This is a genomic window from Marinobacter sp. CH_CUG1437-1 (genome assembly GCF_037029655.1).
In the GTDB taxonomy this organism is placed as follows: Bacteria; Pseudomonadota; Gammaproteobacteria; order Pseudomonadales; family Oleiphilaceae; genus Marinobacter; species Marinobacter salsuginis.
Genome location: NZ_JAYMEW010000002.1, coordinates 93,231 through 110,223, shown reverse-complemented (window position 1 = coordinate 110,223; position 16,993 = coordinate 93,231). Strand labels below are relative to the sequence as shown.

14 protein-coding genes and 1 pseudogene are annotated in these 16,993 nt (G+C 53.3%); 9 read left to right on the top strand and 6 right to left on the bottom strand.

Annotated features, from left to right (window positions below; translation table 11 throughout):
- The first annotated feature begins 19 nt into the window (after positions 1 to 19).
- A protein-coding gene (locus WA411_RS05885; RefSeq protein ID WP_094182537.1) for an IS3-like element ISMaq2 family transposase occupies positions 20 to 1,227 on the top strand; the annotation gives its coding sequence in 2 pieces (ribosomal slippage) (positions 20 to 347 and positions 347 to 1,227; 1,209 coding nt in all).
- 267 nt (positions 1,228 to 1,494) lie between these two features.
- On the opposite strand, the gene WA411_RS05880 is transcribed toward WA411_RS05885, so the two are convergent.
- Genes WA411_RS05880 through WA411_RS05870 form a run of 3 tightly spaced genes read right to left on the bottom strand, consistent with a single transcriptional unit; the run spans position 1,495 to position 5,600 of the window.
- Positions 1,495 to 4,086 carry a DNA phosphorothioation-associated putative methyltransferase gene (locus WA411_RS05880; RefSeq protein ID WP_291908790.1) on the bottom strand — a complete coding sequence of 864 codons (2,592 nt, stop codon included), beginning with the start codon at positions 4,084 to 4,086 and terminating at the stop codon, positions 1,495 to 1,497.
- A gap of 33 nt (positions 4,087 to 4,119) precedes the next feature.
- Positions 4,120 to 5,241 (bottom strand): HNH endonuclease domain-containing protein, encoded by a 1,122-nt coding sequence (locus WA411_RS05875; RefSeq protein WP_291908788.1) that lies wholly within the window; start codon positions 5,239 to 5,241, stop codon positions 4,120 to 4,122.
- Positions 5,217 to 5,600 (bottom strand): HIT family protein, encoded by a 384-nt coding sequence (locus tag WA411_RS05870; protein ID WP_291908785.1) that lies wholly within the window; start codon positions 5,598 to 5,600, stop codon positions 5,217 to 5,219. The genes WA411_RS05875 and WA411_RS05870 overlap by 25 nt, the downstream gene beginning before the upstream one ends.
- Before the next feature lie 286 nt (positions 5,601 to 5,886).
- Between WA411_RS05870 and WA411_RS05865 the strand changes: the two genes are divergently transcribed.
- Positions 5,887 to 6,246, top strand: a complete 360-nt coding sequence (locus tag WA411_RS05865) for a hypothetical protein (RefSeq protein WP_291908782.1) — start codon at positions 5,887 to 5,889, stop codon at positions 6,244 to 6,246.
- Positions 6,247 to 6,294: 48 nt separating this feature from the next.
- On the opposite strand, the gene WA411_RS05860 is transcribed toward WA411_RS05865, so the two are convergent.
- Positions 6,295 to 7,026 (bottom strand): DUF429 domain-containing protein, encoded by a 732-nt coding sequence (locus WA411_RS05860; RefSeq protein ID WP_291908778.1) that lies wholly within the window; start codon positions 7,024 to 7,026, stop codon positions 6,295 to 6,297.
- Between the two features lie 201 nt (positions 7,027 to 7,227).
- Between WA411_RS05860 and WA411_RS05855 the strand changes: the two genes are divergently transcribed.
- Positions 7,228 to 8,556 (top strand): NADH:flavin oxidoreductase/NADH oxidase family protein, encoded by a 1,329-nt coding sequence (locus WA411_RS05855; protein ID WP_291908776.1) that lies wholly within the window; start codon positions 7,228 to 7,230, stop codon positions 8,554 to 8,556.
- On the opposite strand, the gene WA411_RS05850 is transcribed toward WA411_RS05855, so the two are convergent.
- Positions 8,543 to 9,361, bottom strand: coding sequence for an SDR family NAD(P)-dependent oxidoreductase (locus WA411_RS05850; RefSeq protein ID WP_291908773.1), 819 nt, complete (start codon positions 9,359 to 9,361; stop codon positions 8,543 to 8,545). The genes WA411_RS05855 and WA411_RS05850 overlap by 14 nt on opposite strands.
- 105 nt (positions 9,362 to 9,466) lie before the next feature.
- Here WA411_RS05850 and WA411_RS05845 point away from each other — a divergent pair, with 105 nt between their 5' ends.
- A complete protein-coding gene (locus WA411_RS05845) occupies positions 9,467 to 9,907 on the top strand; it encodes a PAS domain-containing protein (RefSeq protein ID WP_291908771.1) in 441 nt (146 codons plus the stop codon).
- On the opposite strand, the pseudogene WA411_RS05840 reads toward WA411_RS05845, so the two are convergent.
- Positions 9,908 to 10,051: pseudogene (locus tag WA411_RS05840) on the bottom strand (CIA30 family protein); the annotation flags it as partial.
- A gap of 181 nt (positions 10,052 to 10,232) precedes the next feature.
- Here WA411_RS05840 and rhuM point away from each other — a divergent pair.
- From rhuM to WA411_RS05815, 5 genes are read left to right on the top strand one after another with little or no spacing between them, the layout of a single operon-like run.
- Complete coding sequence (gene rhuM, locus WA411_RS05835; RefSeq protein WP_291908768.1) at positions 10,233 to 11,228, top strand: virulence protein RhuM/Fic/DOC family protein; 996 nt, start codon at positions 10,233 to 10,235, stop codon at positions 11,226 to 11,228.
- Positions 11,225 to 12,007 (top strand): hypothetical protein, encoded by a 783-nt coding sequence (locus tag WA411_RS05830; protein ID WP_291908764.1) that lies wholly within the window; start codon positions 11,225 to 11,227, stop codon positions 12,005 to 12,007. Before rhuM ends, WA411_RS05830 begins: the two co-directional genes overlap by 4 nt.
- The gene (locus WA411_RS05825) at positions 12,000 to 14,939 is read left to right on the top strand and encodes a hypothetical protein (RefSeq protein ID WP_291908761.1); all 2,940 of its coding nucleotides are present in this window, start codon (positions 12,000 to 12,002) and stop codon (positions 14,937 to 14,939) included. Before WA411_RS05830 ends, WA411_RS05825 begins: the two co-directional genes overlap by 8 nt.
- Complete coding sequence (locus tag WA411_RS05820) at positions 14,932 to 16,368, top strand: hypothetical protein (protein WP_291908759.1); 1,437 nt, start codon at positions 14,932 to 14,934, stop codon at positions 16,366 to 16,368. Before WA411_RS05825 ends, WA411_RS05820 begins: the two co-directional genes overlap by 8 nt.
- The gene (locus WA411_RS05815; RefSeq protein WP_291908756.1) at positions 16,361 to 16,987 is read left to right on the top strand and encodes a condensin complex protein MksE; all 627 of its coding nucleotides are present in this window, start codon (positions 16,361 to 16,363) and stop codon (positions 16,985 to 16,987) included. Before WA411_RS05820 ends, WA411_RS05815 begins: the two co-directional genes overlap by 8 nt.
- Positions 16,988 to 16,993: the final 6 nt, after the last annotated feature.

Here is a 16,993-nt window from a genome sequence, read left to right as displayed (position 1 = left end):
GTGCAAAGGAGTGTCCAAGGTGGAGAGAATCGAAGTCATAACCGGAGTGCAGCGCCGTCGCCGGTATTCCGCGCAGGAGAAAGCATTCATGGTTGCAGAGTGTGAGCAGCCAGGCATGTCGGTATCGCTTGTCGCCCGGCGTCATGGTATATCAGCAAGTCTGTTGTTCCGTTGGAAGAAGCTGATGAAAGACGGTGGCATGTCCGCGATTGAATCCGGTGATGAGGTTGTAAGCGCATCCGAGGTGAAAGCCCTGAACAAGAAGGTTCGGGAGCTGGAGCGGATGTTGGGCCGCAAGACGATGGAAGCTGAAATACTCCGGGAAGCCCTGGAGGTGGCTCAGTCAAAAAAGTTGATCTCGCGCATGCCGTTGCTGCCACCGGACGATACCCTCTGAAGCGGGTTGCGGAAGTGCTGAAGGTGTCGCGCTCCAATCTTCTGGATCGCCTTCATGGTCGCCAGAAAGGCCGAAGCCCGAGATACAGCAAACAGGACGATGACCGGCATTTACCGTTTATCCGCGAGCTGTGCGAGGCCCGTGCGGCCAATGGCTATCGAAGGATCACGGCTCGACTGAATCGGTTGCTCGCAGCCAACGATGAGCGAGTAAACCACAAGCGCGTGTACCGACTGATGAAGCAGGATGGGCTGCTGTTACCCCGGTATACAGGGCGACCTCAAGAGCGCTGCCACAATGGCCAGGTTATTACGTTGAAGCCGGACCTTCGCTGGTGCTCGGATGGCTTTGAGATCCGCTGCTGGAACAAGGAGGTTGTCCGTGTAGCCTTCAGCCTGGACTGCTGTGATCGCGAGCTGATGCGCTATGTAGCGACCACTGGTGGCATCACCGGTGAGATGATTCAGGACCTACTGCTGGAAAGCCTGGAATACCGGTTCGGCCAGTCAGAGAGGGTGCCTCATCCGCTGGAGTGGCTGACAGACAATGGCAGCTGCTACATTGCCAAAGAAACGCGGACCTTCGCGTCCTCTCTGGGCTTTGTGGTGTGTACCACACCGGTGAGAAGCCCTCAGAGTAACGGCATGGCGGAGGCCTTCGTGAAGACGTTTAAGCGGGACTATGTGTACCTGAACGATCTCCCTGATGCCGCCACGGTGATGGCCAGGCTGCCGGGATGGATCGAGGACTATAACCGAAGCCACCCGCACAAGGGGCTGAAAATGAAATCGCCCTGGGAATATCGGGCAGAACTGGCATCAAACGAATGAGGTGGTGTCCGGTTTAGCGGGGGCAACTACAGCTTCTTCGTTTTCCACTTCTTTATCAGCTTTTATAAGCGGTAGAAATAAATCAATTATTGGGCACGGGCTCTTATATTTTTCCGATGAAGCGATAGAAAAAGCGCAAGGGGAGTTTATTGGAATGATCAAAGAGTGTTTTAATCATGAATTTAGAGAAAAATGGATGCACTATAAACGGGTATCTCGCCCTTTGAAGTTGAATTCGTTAATTAGTGAACCAAATATGTAATGATTTTAAGGTTTTTTTTGTATTTTTAGGAATGCTGTTTTGGTAAAGGTTTTGGTTGCTCCTATTTTCTTATATCCGGTATCGCCCATGATTACGATTTTTCTCGATTGCTCGGGCCCGTAACTTATGTGTATGGGTCTGGTTGGGCCATAATAATAAAGCCGATCAAAGGGGAGGTTTTCAACAATCCATTGACTTACCTCAAACATATCTTCATCTTCCACAATAAGATCCACTGCGGCGCCTAATCTAGGACATACGAAATTGCCAGATGCGTTTAGTTCGCAAGAAGAGTGTTGATCAATTTTGGGTGCGATTCCCCGGGGAATTGATTTTGAAAGTGTTGAAGAACAAAATCCATATGTAATTTTTATCATTCCGAAGTAATCTATAATTGGGTCTAATAGGTGTAGAGCTAAATCAAGAAGCGCAGAATAGGTTTCCGGTTGTTTTGGGAGGTTTTCGATGCCGGTTCTTTTTTGCGTTTCGCCGCACTGGATAAGGTCGCGATATTTAAAATTATCGCCACAAGCATCATCTAAGTTTGGAACTGATTGGCTTCGCGTGAGGTCGAAGCCGTCGACTTGATATCTATATTTTACCAACTTACTGACGAAATCTTTTGGTGCCGGCCCGTAGTTCTCGAGGTTGAGAAACGGTACTTTCAGCAGACCCTCATCGAATTTGAGCTGTTTGCTGTAATTCGGGCAGCTCTCATTAATGTAACGACTTTTAAGATAGAGGAAAGGCGGTGTATAGGCGTCACCGTAGTCAAAAAAGTGCAGCCTTTGGCTCATCAGATCGATTTTGATGCGTTCGAGCATGCGAGGTAGGGGCTTCCCCTCAAAATCATCAAATCCCATGAGAGTGAGCTTCCCGGAACGAATGTGGATCTTCACCAGGTCGGTGCTAGTGATGTCGCCGTATAGGCTGGTTGCGCAGTGCACATATGTCCTTAAAATTGGCGGTAACTGGGATACTAGGCTTGTATGAAGTTGAAGGGAATGGCCTTCATTCAGCCAACCTAAACCGAGTTCCGCGGCGGACTCACAGGCTGCGTTAATGGCCTCTTTGTTGAGGACTCTTAAGAGAAGCTCTTCGCCATGCGTCATTGCATTTTCTAAGTTGCCGAAGAAATTTTTAACGTCCTCTCTGAGGGTTGGCGCTAATGGCCGTGGTGGTCGTTTTCCCGAAAACCGGAGCTTCGCGAAATAGACGGTTAAATCATCAATTCTATTTTGGCGGGCTACGACTAACTCAGAGGAGCCGGCTTCTCCTTTCTTGTGAAGAATAAGTTTTAATGCCGAAGGAAAAGATCCAACTTGGCTGCGGATATCCGCAAGAAATCCAACTTCTTTTGGCTTGGGTTCTCTACCGAGATCTAGCCAAATTCCCCAGAGTCTTTCTAGTAATTCCGCGTTCTCATCGTATTTTCTTTCTAATCGGTGCGCTGCGCGAGCGGCTCGGTCTTCTACGCTTAATGGCATCCAAACGCGTCTAATTGGTGAGCGTCGCTTTGCGACGCGTTGGGTGCTGAACCGTTGCTCTGCCTCTGAACTTTTGAAGATATAGAAAATACCGGGGGCAACTGGCACGGGTTCTATATCTAATAACGCCTCCAGGTACTGTGCAAGCTCTCCTTGGGAATAGTATTTTTGGAAGGTGTTTCGTGACGTCAATACTCCGTCAGCATAGGGTTTTCCGTTACCACTATTGCAATGCTCTAGCATTACCGAAACCATTAACCATTCGTTTGCGAGTTCGAATGCTCCGCGTAATGCCTCATTTCGCTCCTGCCTATCCTCAATCACGTTGATGACAAAGCCTAGGTTGACGATATCTGCTGTATGCTTTGGATTATGGGGCGCGTAGTGAGGGTCCCATCCCGTTGCCTGAACATTGTTTTCGGTCAAGAAAGTGACGTCGCTACCGCGCCCACACCCATAGTCAAAAATGGTTTTGCTTCCGTCGAGGTATCCAAAACGAGCGAGGGTCTGCATCGGAGCTGAAAGATTCGCTCTAGATAAGGCAGTCAAATGGCGTCGTATGATCGTATCTGAGAGGTCTTGTGGTATCTCATTATCAAAAGCTTCTGCATTGCCCACTGGCACTAGTTCATGACCAATGACCTGGTAACCACGGCTTTTTAATGAGGCATCCCAATCCTGGATAAAGCCTATCCGAGAAGCATCATCGAACAGCCCAATAGCTTCAGCTTCTTTTGTGAGCTGTGTAAAACGGTCTCTGTCAGGATGCTTTGGGTCTAGTAATAATTCTTTACGATGCAGTAACGGAGGATTGAAAGACTCTTTGTAGGTGCGGAATCGGAAGGTTTCTTGGTCTAAATCGAAAGACCAGTAACGGTTCAAAATTGGGAAAGCCTCGTCAAAAAAGTTTGGGTAATCTAGTAGAGACAAATCCTTGCGATTGTCGCCCGCTTTAATCACGTTAAAGTCTTTTCCCGGCACTAGATTCGCTATTTGGGAAGCTTGATTAACTTTTGACTGAAGGTCGGGTGAGGCCCACTTGATGGAAGACAGGTGAAGATACAGGTTTGATCCTACTTTCTTGCCCCAGTTTGCTTTTTGCTTGCTCATAATTTCTGCCGCCTACCTAATTGGGACTCTTACCTAGTATCCAAGCTGGTGAGCAAGGGATATAAGCGGGTATAAGGTTTGCTCGTAGGCCTTTCTTAGAGCGTTCGGGTCCAGGAGTTCATCGTAGCGAAGATTTAGGCCTGCGGAATAGTCTTCGGCAATGCTATGCCATTTTTCTGTTTTCATTGTTTTGTGAGAAGCCGCGATTGTCCTTTGCTGCGCCGCTATAAACTTCTCTACCTGGCGTGCACTAGGTAAGACTCTGCCTTTTGAGGTATTCTCACGGGGCATGGCAGGAATCAGATTCCAAAGCTGATCATGGCAAATGAAAGACCAAGGGATAAAGTGATCGAGTTGGAAGTGTCCCGGTTCAATGGGTTCATCGGAGTAAATGCAGATAAATTCTTGTTCCTCTAGGATCAATTTCCAAATATCACGCTGGGTGCTTAATGTTGATTTTGTAAGCGGGGGCTGAATCTTCTTGATGATCGCTGGAGTATTCGGGTTGCGCTTTTGCAGATAGAAAGCCCATTCGTTGAGGGCCCAGCCACGAACTATCGTTAAATTCTTCTCGAAATAATCTGCCCAGGCTTCATGCAATTCTATTGATTCAGTTTGTCCAATAAACTGGTAAATGGGCGGATCGCCCATCCCAAATTGAGCGTTTGCGAGAGCTAAAATGTAACGGTCTTTTCTATGATCCGGAACTCCTTTTAGTTCGCTCTGATAGAATGGAGAGAGCAAGCGGAAAGGAACGAATCGTTTCAGCTGGCCTGCCCCTATTTCATCAAATTGATTTTGAATAGCTTTGCGCAGTGCAATGACGTTGCTTGGATTTGTTATGGCGCGTTCGCTCAGGTCAAAGTGAAGGTCATCAAGCATGCGGCCAACCTGGTCAGCATGGCCATAGGAAAGTCTGAAGAATTTGTGGGGATACCAACCAAACGCAAGAAGCTCTTGAATAATTTCCCGAAGGTCAAAAATCCTCGACTGATTTTGAGATTCTAATCGCTTTACTAAGCAGTTCAGCAGTCCAATGAAAAAAAGGTACTTATAAGAGGTTGTCGTGTTATGGAACAGCTTGCTTAGCGACCCAATGTCGAGTCCAAGCTGAGGCGGCAGTGACCTCTTCATGACCAGTAATTCGCTTTGCAAGGAAATATCCAGCGAATCCCACCTCTTGGATCAGCTTGGTCACCATTGAACCGAGGGATTAAGTGAATATGAAGATGCGGCACAGTTTGGCCAGCCGCGGCTCCCGAGTTTATTCCAATGTTGTAGCCGTTCGGGGATAGCTGGCTATCGAGGAATTTCTTTCCGTCATCAACTAGCCGAAAAAGGTCATAGCGAACGGTTTCCGGAATATCGAAAAAATCTGCATAGTGATCTCGGGGAATAATCAAGCTGTGCCCAGGTGAAACTGGAAATCCATCGCTTATTACGTAACCACTGCCATTTTCTAAGAGAATCCGATCTTTGATTATGTTGCAAAACGGACAGCGCTCTTCCGTCATAAACCTAATATCCGTCACGATGTGAAATATATCCGACAAACTGCTGTGAGACTTGCCTCAGCAGAATGTTGCTTTCCACTACAACTATAACTCTTAAAGACCGACGGTTTGAATTGTTTTGTGTGTTCGTTGAAGCAATTTCCGTACGCGCAGGGGTTCGCCACAATTCATCACTTTTCGGGTAAAAGAATGTCCGATTTGCTCACTACTCTGAAAACTCGCTAAAGCGGTTTCCAGAGAGGCTGATCATTTTGTTAAATCGGAATTAGCGATTGAGGTTTAGGTGATGAATTCGATTCAATTAGACAGTGCAAGCGCTCCTTCACAACTACTGATTCTGATGCGGGGAGCCAAAGAAGGCCGTGCAGATGCAATTACTGAATTGAGGCGTCAGTTGTCGAAATACAAGCACCCAAAAGCAGTGCTCGAGCAGCTCGCAAAAGAGCTTAAGAGGACTGAGGAGAGGCGAGAAGAGAAGCGCGTTGCTCAAGCTGCGGCACGAGAAAAATACAGAATTAACAAGTTTGCTCCAACACATCCTATTTTCAGGAAATCGAGAGCGAAGAAAGGAGCAAGAACAGCAGATGCCTTCGCTTATCGAGTAATTCTTTGTGGCGGTTTTGAGACAAATAGGAGAAAACATTAGAGGAATGGCTATGGGAAGCATGCGTGCGCTGAAGCCCAGTAATGATGTTTACTTGGCGCAGTCAGGCACAACCACATAGCCGTCTTCGGCGTCGCCGAAAATCGTTACCAGATGGCCGGATTGATAAAGAGCTGCGACATACAGGCAAACCGCGGCATCAAGCACATCTTCATTGTGTTTCAGCGCGCGACCTCGAAGACCGGCAATATGCTGAGGGTCGAAAAAGTGGCGCAAGTGATCTGGAATGCTGAGCTCGATTGATCCTGTTTCTTTCAGGCCGAGCATCAGGTCAGCGAGCTTCTGCTGCCCCTCACGCTTCGTCGCAACCGTGCCTTTCTTGTATTTCAGTCGTTCGGGAAGTTGGAATATCTCAATAAGGGCAGGGTGCGGGTAACACTCCAATTGCCACTTCTTGCCTTGCTGACCTAAATGTCTGAAACCACGTTGTTCCAGCTCAGTTGCAATCCGGACACCCTCCGCATTCGGGTACAGGGTAAGATTTGAGGTGTGGCAGGAAGCATGCCTTGAACCATATTGTTGGCTCAGTGATCGCTCGCAGGCCCGTTGCCCAGTTTCGTTGTTAATAATAAGTGGGCCGTCGATAGCAATTCCTTGGAGCGACTGGGCGGATTGAAGCGCGGCTAATACCGACTCCGGACTAAAAACCCCCTCCTTAATTTCCGTCAGTTCAAGCACAGAACCTTCGAGCTCGCCAAAGGCTATCGCTGTTGGGTTTCTTGTGCTTTGCCATGCCAAATCGATTCCCGCAAGCATTACCATCGCGGAACGACCTCTTGCGCATAGCATTCCTGCGAGTATTGCTGTGTCTTTGTATGCATCACTTTACTGGCTTCGGGCTGAGTGAAATCGGCTTTTTAGGCCGATTTTGTTGGGTAACGTGTTGAACACCATAGAATAAGATAGGTAAACCCGCATAACATGTTCCAGATAAATACAAATCCGAATACCAAGGACGATGCCATGCTCGAATCGCCCCTTTCCCAACCCCTAAAACTCCCCTGCGGAGCAGTCCTGCCCAACCGCATCGCCAAGGCCGCGATGACCGAAGGGCTGGCGGACGATCATCTCCACGCCACCCACAGCCACGAATCCCTCTACGGTCGCTGGTCCGATGGCGGAGCAGGGCTGCTGATTACCGGCAACGTGATGATCGATCATCGTGTGCTGGAGCGGCCGGGTAACGTAGCGATTGATCCCGCGCCGGCTGAGGGCGAACCGGAGGCTATGGCGCAGTTGCGTGCCTGGGCCGAAGCGGGCACCCGTAACGGAAACCATTTGTGGATGCAGATCTCCCACGCCGGTCGCCAGTCGCCGCGTTACGTGACTTCGCGCCCGATGGGGCCTTCGGCGGTGCAACTATCTTTGATGGGCAACTATGCGCGCCCTCGGGCGCTCACGGAGCCGGAGATTCTCGACTTTATCCAGTGTTTTGCCAATGTAGCCCGAATCGCCAAGGACGCGGGCTTCACTGGCATTCAGGTGCACGGGGCCCATGGGTATTTGTTGTCGTCTTTTCTGTCGCCGGTCACCAATCAGCGCACCGATCGCTGGGGTGGGTCGCTGGAGAATCGCGCCCGTTTCCTGCTGGAAGTGGTGCGGGCGACTCGCGCTGCTGTCGGGCCGGAGTTTCCGGTCGCGGTAAAGCTGAATTCCGACGATTTCCGCAAGGGCGGTTTTAGTCTTGATGAGTCTGTGAAAGTGGTGCGCTGGCTCAATGAGGAGGGGATTGATCTGCTGGAGGTGTCTGGCGGCACCTACGAACAGCCACGGCTGCTTGGGTACAGCGGTGATGCCGACACGGCCAGTGAGGGGCCGGCCATGCGGGAGAGCTTTCGCAAGCGGGAGGCGTATTTCCTGGATTACGCCCAGAAGATTCGCGAGGTGTGCGATTGCCCGCTGATGGTTACCGGCGGTTTCCGGACGCGGGCTTTTATGGAGGAGGTGGTCACCAACGGGGAGACCGATGTCATTGGCCTGGGCCGACCGCTCTGTACGGACCCGGATACGCCCAGGGATCTGCTTGAAGGGCGCATCGAGAAGACGGTCTGCTATGAGGATGACATCAAACTCGCCCAGAGCGGGATCTTCTCACCGGCCAGTCCTTTGATGCCGTTCAAGGTGATTAATGTTTTGGGTGGTCAGGCGTGGTACTACCAGCAGATTTTCCGGCTGGCAGATGACGAAGAGGCCGATCCGGACCTGGGTATCCTCAAGGCCATCGGCGCTTACGTGAAGGATGAACTAAGTAGGGCCCGGCGGATAAAGAAAGCTCGCTCTACCTCAAGATGATTCTCTGGATTGAGCGGGGAATAAACCGGGTAATGAATTCGCCGGCGTAGGTCTGCGGTGTCACCAGGTATCGAGGTTTGGGTCTGGTCGCCTCGGCAGCGGTGAGGATCTTTTTGGCGACATCCGATGCACTGGCTGTAAACGGCTTGAAGCTGGCACCCGGCGCAAGCGCTGCTCTCATGGCTTCATACTTTTCCCGGTGTACCTCGCTTGCTTGCCCAAGCACCGGCTGCAAGGCGGCCAGAGCATGTTCTCTGAACCGGGTCTTCACGGGGCCCGGGAGCACCAGCGAGACACTCTCCAGGCTTTCGCTGCCCTGTTCATCAAACCAGAAGCTCTCGTGGGCCGTGTTCATTGCGGATTTTGCGGCACAGTAGGCGCCTTTCATTTTCTGGGGCGTCAGTGAGAGAACGGAGCTTACGGCAATGACCCTCAGGGGTGTTCCATGTTGCTCGCAGAGCCGCAGGCACACGGCCGCCAGCTTGATGGGGCCGAATACGTGGGTGCTGAATTGCTTTTGCCACATGGACTGGGACAGGTCGCTCACCGCGCCGAACTGCCCGTAGCCGGAGTTGTTCACCAGAATGACTTTCTCCGCCTCCGCAATTTCAGCCTCCAGCGCATCGGCCAGGCCTTCAATCTGCTCGAAGGATTCAAGATCCAGCGCCAGTTCCCGATCTGCGGACTCCACGCCGGTTGGTTGTCTTGAGAGGGCGACAACCCGGTAGCCTTTTTGGGCGAACAGGGTGCAGGCCTCATGGCCAATGCCTGCGCTGGCGCCGGTTATCAGGGCGAGTTTGGTCATTGTAAACTCCGCATGGTCGTCTTGTGCCGGGAATCCTGATTCTTTTGAGCATCGTAATGCTCTCATACCCGGCGGTTAAGGCATACGCTGAACAAAAGGAAACTGATGGTGTTTCAAAGCAAACGAAAGCAGGAACTACAGGCCGCTCTGGAAAAGCTGGAGGCTGCCGAGAACCGGGTGTCCGAACTGGAGGCCTATTGGCAGGCGATTCAGCGGTCAGTGGCAGTTGCGGTAATGAGCGGCGATGGACTGTTTGAGTCGGTCAGCGATGTCTTTCTCGAGTTGCTTGGCTACCAGGAGCAACAGCTGATTGGAAAGCATCATCGGGTGCTCTGCAAGCCGGAGGATGCGCGTGGTGAGGCGTACATCAGGTTCTGGCGTGAATTGGTTACAGGCCAGGTGCAACAGGGCCGATTCCTGAATCTTGGTGCAGACGGGCAGTCGGTCTGGCTGGAAGCCAGCTATTTACCGGTTCTGTCCGATAAGGGCATCGTAAAACGCATCATCATGATCGCCAGCGGCATCACTGAAGCCTTGCCAGCTTAGCTACGGAATAGCCGCCAAGTCAGCTTTCACAGACGAAAATCCGTCGTCTTTGTCCAGTCGTACAGTGCCGTGAAAGAGGCCAATACCGTCATCGTGACAGACAACCTCGCCATCAGACTGCTTGCCAATGACCTGGTCACCGAGTGGCTGCCAATGGAAGTCAGGGTTCTGGCAGTTTTCTTCGTATTATTGCGAATCTGCTATTGAGCTTTAAAGTAGAGCTTAACAAAGCTTCCGGGAAAGGAATTGATGGACGATTTCGTAGTTGAGGCCACTAGTCGTAAAGCAGGGGCTGATAGTCAATTTTCAAGGATGGAGAAGTAGCATGAGTGAAGGAAGCGATACCCCGATCGTTATCTATGAGAGTGCCGATCGGGCAGTAGAAGTTCGCCTGGATGCTGATCAAGAAACTGTCTGGCTTAGCCTGCAGCAGCTTGCAGATGTTTTTAGTCGCGATAAATCAGTAATTTCTCGGCATTTGAAGAACATATTCCGCGACGCGGAGCTGGACCGGGAGGCAGTTGTTGCAAAAAATGCAACAACTGCCGCGGATGGCAAAACCTATCAGGTTGAGTATTTTAATCTGGATGCGATTATTTCTGTGGGCTATCGCGTTAATTCCAGTCAAGCAACGCGTTTCCGCCAGTGGGCCACCCGTATTCTACGTGAGCACCTCACTCAGGGCTGGACCATCAATCGGCACCGTTTTGAAGAAAACGCCCAGGAATTGGAAGCGGCTTTGAGACTGGTTCGTAAGGCTGCCCAGAGTCCTGCGTTCGACACAGACAGCGGTCGTGGATTGGTCGACATCGTCAGCCGCTATGCCCAGACCTTTCTTCTTTTGCAACGTTATGACGAAGGGCTGCTAACCGATCCGCAGTCTCAGGCCGGTGGCACTTTGCCATCGCTGAAGGAGGCTCGATCAGGCCTGGATGGCTTGAAGAGCGAGTTAATGTCTAGGGGCGAAGCGACCGAGTTGTTCGCGCGTGACCGGGGTGATGGCCTAGCTTCGCTATTGGGCAACCTGGACCAGTCTGTTTTCGGCGAGCCCGCTTATCCCAGTGTGGAGGCAAAGGCGGCACATCTGTTGTATTTTGTGATCAAGAATCACCCGTTTTCCGATGGCAACAAACGCAGCGCGGCCTTTCTGTTTGTGGATTTCCTGCACCGCAATAGTCGGCTTTTTAACAACAGTGGTGAGCCGGTAATCAATGATGTCGGTCTGGCCGCCTTGACATTGTTAGTGGCCGAATCCGAACCTGCGAACAAAAACACTATGATCCGACTGATCATGAATATGCTGGCCGGGGAGAACGATTGAACGATTACCTCCAGAAAATCCTCCGTGGCCAGCCCATTAATTATGAAGCTTTCCTGAAGAAGTTGCCCGAGGCTTTTCGACGTCGCCATAGAGAATTGTTCGCGACGGAAAAGGTCAAAGGCAACCGCTGGCTTGTCTTCATCCTGGATGAAGCCGCTTTCAAGGAGCTGCAGGCTGTTGCGCAAACGCCGGTAAGCCGGGTAGACGCCGCGAAAAAGGGCAACTCTCACCGCCATGGCACAGAGGTCAGTTTTCTTCTCGTTTACCATGAGGGGTTGTCGCACAGCAGGCCCGACACTGTCGTTGTTGGAACGGAGTCCGTGGATATGGGGTTTCAGCAAGCTCGGTCGGTGCTGGTGGTAGAGAATGAGCGTAATTTTTATCAGTATGCGCAGATGCTCGATTTCGCCGGTGAAGTACTGGGCAACTCTCTTGAGCTAGCGGAGTGTGACGTGATGTTGGGAGGTGGCAACCGAATTACCCGGGGCGCGATTCTTGACTGGCTGCAGGGCTACGAAGAAGTATTCTGTGCATTCGATTATGATGCGGGTGGTCTGCAAATGTTCTCGACAATCGCAGCCTCTCTTGGTGACAAAGCCAGGTTTGTTCAGCCCCGCGACTGGCAACCCTGGTTGGGTCGGTTTCGCAACACACCGGACAGTACCGAACGATTTACAAGAGCGATATCGCTGGCGGAAGGGCTCGGCTTTGATAGCCTGGCAGAGGCCTTTCGATCGACCGGCAAATTCATGGAACAGGAGATGATTCTGGATGAGTGACTCCCAGGGGAGCCCAGGCAATTTCAATTTTGGTATCCGTCGTCTGGTACTGGTGGATTCCGCCGGCTTCTGTTACGTAGAAATTCCGGTGGACAACCACGGTCTGATCCTGGGCCCGGGCAATCTTGGAAAATCCAGCCTTCTAAACAGTCTGCGTCTGTTTCTGCTGCCGGAAAACACCTTTAAGAACAGCCGCAAGAAATTTGCCTTCCGTAATGCCAGTGCCGGTAGCTTTTACACCAACGAGGAAAGTTACCAGCATTATTTTCCCAGCCAGTTCAGTTTCCTGATCATGGAAGCCGAGAACCCGGCCGGTGTGCATTGCCAGATTCTGTATCGGGACAGCGCGAGCCAGCTCAGCTATGGCCGCGCCTTTGTGCCGGTGGGTTACGATCAACTCCGCCCGTTGTTCTGGGACGGGGATGATGAGGACGGAATTGGCCAGGCGGTGCCGGAACTGTCGTTCAGCCGTTTGTCCGAGGCTTTGAAAAAGCGTTCCAAAGAAACCCGGCTGGTGAATGACCCGGCCAAACTCAAACAGATGCTGTACAGCAGCGAGCTGATGAACGCCGATGCGGTGCGCTATTCCGTGCTGCCCCTGGGTGAGTCCGACGAACGCCGGGTGCAGTCGCTGCGCACATTGATCCTGCTGCTGTTTGAGATGAAGGCAGACGATCAGGCCATGTCCAATGCGGTGGCCAGCATCATCGAGGCAGACAAGAAATTCGCCGACGATGCCTTTGATTTCAACATCGACGACTTCCTGAACCGCCATGACCAGTTGAAGCAGCAGCAAACCCAGCTTAACCGGATCGAGAAAGAGCGTTCGCGGTTTGAAAGGCTTCAAAAGGATTATCAGGCCTACCAGACGCTGCTTCGCAGCCAGCACGATTTCGCCGCGTTTCGGGATGGTGTGAGCAATGCGTTGCAGGACATTGGTGCAAAACGCAAAGCCGCAGTGGAGGCGTTCAATGAACAGAACGAGACCCTGCGCCATGTGCTGCAGGCTCTGAAAAAGCTTGAGCAGGACGCCAGCGGCTTGAAGGGCGAGATCCGTTCCGCTGATCGGCGTATCAAACAGGCGGAGCAGAACCAGAAAGATGGCGATTTGCTCGTCTCCCAATATGGAGAAATGACCCTGCAGGAAATCGAGGAGATCCAGAAGGAGGAACTCGATAGCAGGAAAGGCCACCTGGCCGCATTGAAAAGCGCCGCCCAGGCGGAAATTCGGCTGGAGCAGATCCAGAAGAAAAAACAGGAGCTTGAGCGCAAGCTGGAATCCCTGCAGGAACGGGAAAGCAAGCAGCATTGGCAGTTGCAGAACCAGTTGGACGAAGTTACCGCTGCACCGCTTCGGGCCGTGGACCCCCGCCTAGTGATGGCCAGCCCGGGCCGGGATCTGGATGCCGACAGCAAGGCTGCCATTGAGGCTTTCGCCCGGCTGTTCGTGCCCAATGATAAAGGCTTTGACTGGTTCGATACGGAATACCAGGCACAGCCGGCCCGGCAGACCGACTTTGCAGAGCAGCGCCGGCATATGGAAGGCGAGCTTCATGGCCTGGAAAAGGAGCGGGCGGAGCTGGCAGACACCGCCAATCAGGAGCATGATCGGCCACGGCTGATCGAGCGCACCGAGAAAGAGATCCGAGCCATCGAAAAGGATCTCGAAACGCTCCAGCGCTACCCGGCCACCGCGACCACCCTGCGGGATGCCACTGAGGAGAAGCAGGCGGCCGAAGAACAGTTGGCCAAACTGGAAGAACAGGCCCGGCTGGAGCAGGAAAAGCAGGATGCGGTGCAGCAGAAAGCCGCCAAGGCCAGAGCCGAGAAAGAGCGGATCGAAGAAAGGGAGCGGGAGCTGGCGGGCCTCAGCCGCAGCGTCGGCACCGTGGAGCATCGATTCCCGCATCTCAAAGCGGTGGAAGCGGAACAGCCTTTGGACATCGAACGGGTGTCCGTAGCTGCATTTGACGACCTTCAAACCCAGCTGGACGACCTGGAAGAGCGTCGGCGCAGCATCCTCGACCACCTTCGTCAGTTCGTTTATCTGGGCATCCATGAAGATACCGAAGGCGAATTGCAGAAAGACAGCCCCGCGTCATCGGTTATCCGGGAAACCTTCAAAAGCCTCTCTGACCTGTTTGCCGGCATGGCCGAACGCTGGAACGTGCTGGAGCAGCAGGTGGGCATCCACAACGAAACCGTAGCCAGCTACCGGCAGGCCCTGAAATCCAACCACGAGCACGTTGCCCGTTTCGAAGCGCAGCTCAACCGCGAGCTGGAGGGCGTGCGGATCAACGATCTGGTGGAAATCCGGGTGGACATCCACACCGATCCGAAATTCCGCAACCTGGTGGAAGAAGCCAACAACATCGACCCGTATGGCAACCAGCTGCAGTCCGATGCGTTCTACGATCGCTTGCGGGTGTTCGTGGCGGACTTTTTCGGGGAGGGCGGCAGTAAGCGCCTGACCATGGACAAGGTGATCACCGGCATTTCCTACCGCACTCGCAAGGAGAACGCCGCGAGCCTGGACAAAAAAGGCCAGTCCACCTCCACCACTGCACTGATCAATCTGGAGCTGGTGTACCGGCTGCTGAAACGGGTGCTGTACCCGGGCGTGCAGCTGTCGTTCCCCATGGTGCTGGATGAGCTGGCCAGCGTGGACATTAGCCAGATGCCGTCACTGCTGGAGCGTCTCCGCAAGCAAGGCTTCAACCTGTTCTCTGCGGCCACCCACAGTGCCAGCGCGGAGGTGATCTACCTGATCGGCCGGCATTTGGAAGTAGGCCAGATGCGGACGGCGCGGCCCTACAGCCCTCAGCGAACTCTGGTGTTCTGGGGCGGGGCCGAAGGCTTCACCAACGGCGAGGCCATGAGCCACTGGGCCGACCAGACCCAGGCTAGCCTGATGGAGCCGGTGGATGAGTAAACGCTTCAGCACCCTGGATACCACCCGGCTGCTGTTCGAGCACCCGAAGATCCTGTTCCGGATGATTGAGCGAATGGACCGGAACGAAGCCCGGTATATCCGCGAGAGCGATCTGGTGGCAGAGGTGATGGACTACACGCGCACCCTGGGCAACGCCGACCGGGATCGTGTGCGTTTTGCGCTGAATACCGACAATCTGTTCCGCAGTGGCCTGGTGATTGACATCATCAAGGCCGAGGGCGAGCGGCGTCTTGTGTTCCAGGATGCCCTGATCAACCTGATGCGGGCCTGTAACGCCTCGCTGTACCAGGAACTGACGGATGCCCGCCTGCGGGGTCATCTGGTAACCCTGCGGGATGTGCGCAATCGGCTGGAAACCAGCAGCTTCAGCGACGCGGACCCGGACTATACTGAACTGCGGGATGATCTGAACGAGCGGGTCAGTCAGCTGATTGGTTTGTTGCGCCAGAACGTGTTGCGTATGCAGACCATCAGTGCCCAGCTTGCGGATCTGTCCGGCGACGCCAGCCGGGCGCCGGAGAAATTCCTGGAGTTCCGCCAGAACCTGTTTGAGCAGATCGTTACCCTCTACGAGCGCCACATCAAGCCAACCCTGGTGTTCCTGAACCCGGATACCCGGCTGCCAGATGGCAGCAACCTGTTTGAGACCCTGGAAGCCATGGTTCGGCTGCTGGAAAGTCATGGTGATCACAGCCTGGCGGACCAGTTGTTCCGTTCCTCCATCAGCCTGAACGCCCTGTACAAACCCATTCAGGTGGTGGCTCAGGAGGTGGAGCACTTCCTGCGCAAGACTCGCCAGGGCATGGTCCAGTACAACGCCATGGAGCATTTCTACGGCAAGCTGCAGGAACTCAAGGGCGAAACCGAGACCCTCAGCCTGAAACGAAAGTGGCTGGAAGGTGGTGACTTTGCCCGCAGTACCGGCTTTCTGGTGGGTTTGCGGGCCCAGCAGCGCCCCAAACATTATGCCTTCGGTGAATCGTCCAGCTACTACCAGCTGTTGTTCAGCGAACTGGAGCTTCGCCTGAACGACCTTCGTCGCAAGGCCGAGGTTCCGGTTCTACAGGAAGTGGAGGGCAGTGGTCGTCATACCCGAATCGATGTCCAGCGCATCAACCAGCTTTATCAATGGCTGGAAACGCTGGAGCTTCGGCCAACACTCGATCTGGTACGGGAGCTACACGGCCGTCTGGACGGCTTTATTCCGGGCTATCGCTTCCCGGATTTGCTGGCGGCCCTGAATCGGCTGGTCAATTCGCCGCCGGAGGGCCTGCAGGTGGTCACCACCAACCGTTTCCGAATCCTGGATCAGTCATCGGACAGCGAGCAGTTTGTCTACCGCAAGCGCCGTCTGGAAACGACTGAAAGAAACGTCCCGGTCAACCAAGAAGAGCAACACCATGCCTGATTTCTCTGATGCGATGGAAACCACCGAATCTGTGGATCAAACCCAGGGCTCGAGCAACTTCGAGCAGATCCTGCCGGCCCAGAGCGCCGCGATCTACCGGGAGTTCCAGGCCGGCCGGGTGATTGTGCGTGATGTGTGGGACAGCAACCGTTCCGAACTGCGAGCCAACCCGCTTTACAACCTGTTGTACAACCATCTGTCCCATTTCCGGACCTTCTACGAGCACCTGGGCAGCGAACTGGTGTTCAACGAAACCGGCGCGTTTTTCTTTCTCAAGGAGAGCAGTGACGACGAGAACGAGGAACACGATGAAAACGCCTTCCGGGTGCAGGTGATCCTGCTGCTGATCGGGCGCTATTTCGCGCGCAGCGGTCGGGATCTTGAATACCTGGGGCGCCCCGATGCAGGGCTGAATGAGCAAGACCTGTCGGCGTTGGCGAGCGATGAGGAGTATCAGGAGATCCTCAGGGCAGCCCGGTTCGAAAAAGGCGTGCCGGAAGCGCTGGACTACCTCGATAAACGCCATCTTCTGTTTCGTGCCGGTGCAGGGCGGTGTTTCCTGAGTTCTGCCGGGCTGTATTTCTTGCAGGAGCTGGTTCGGGAATACGAGCAGGGATAAGGTTTT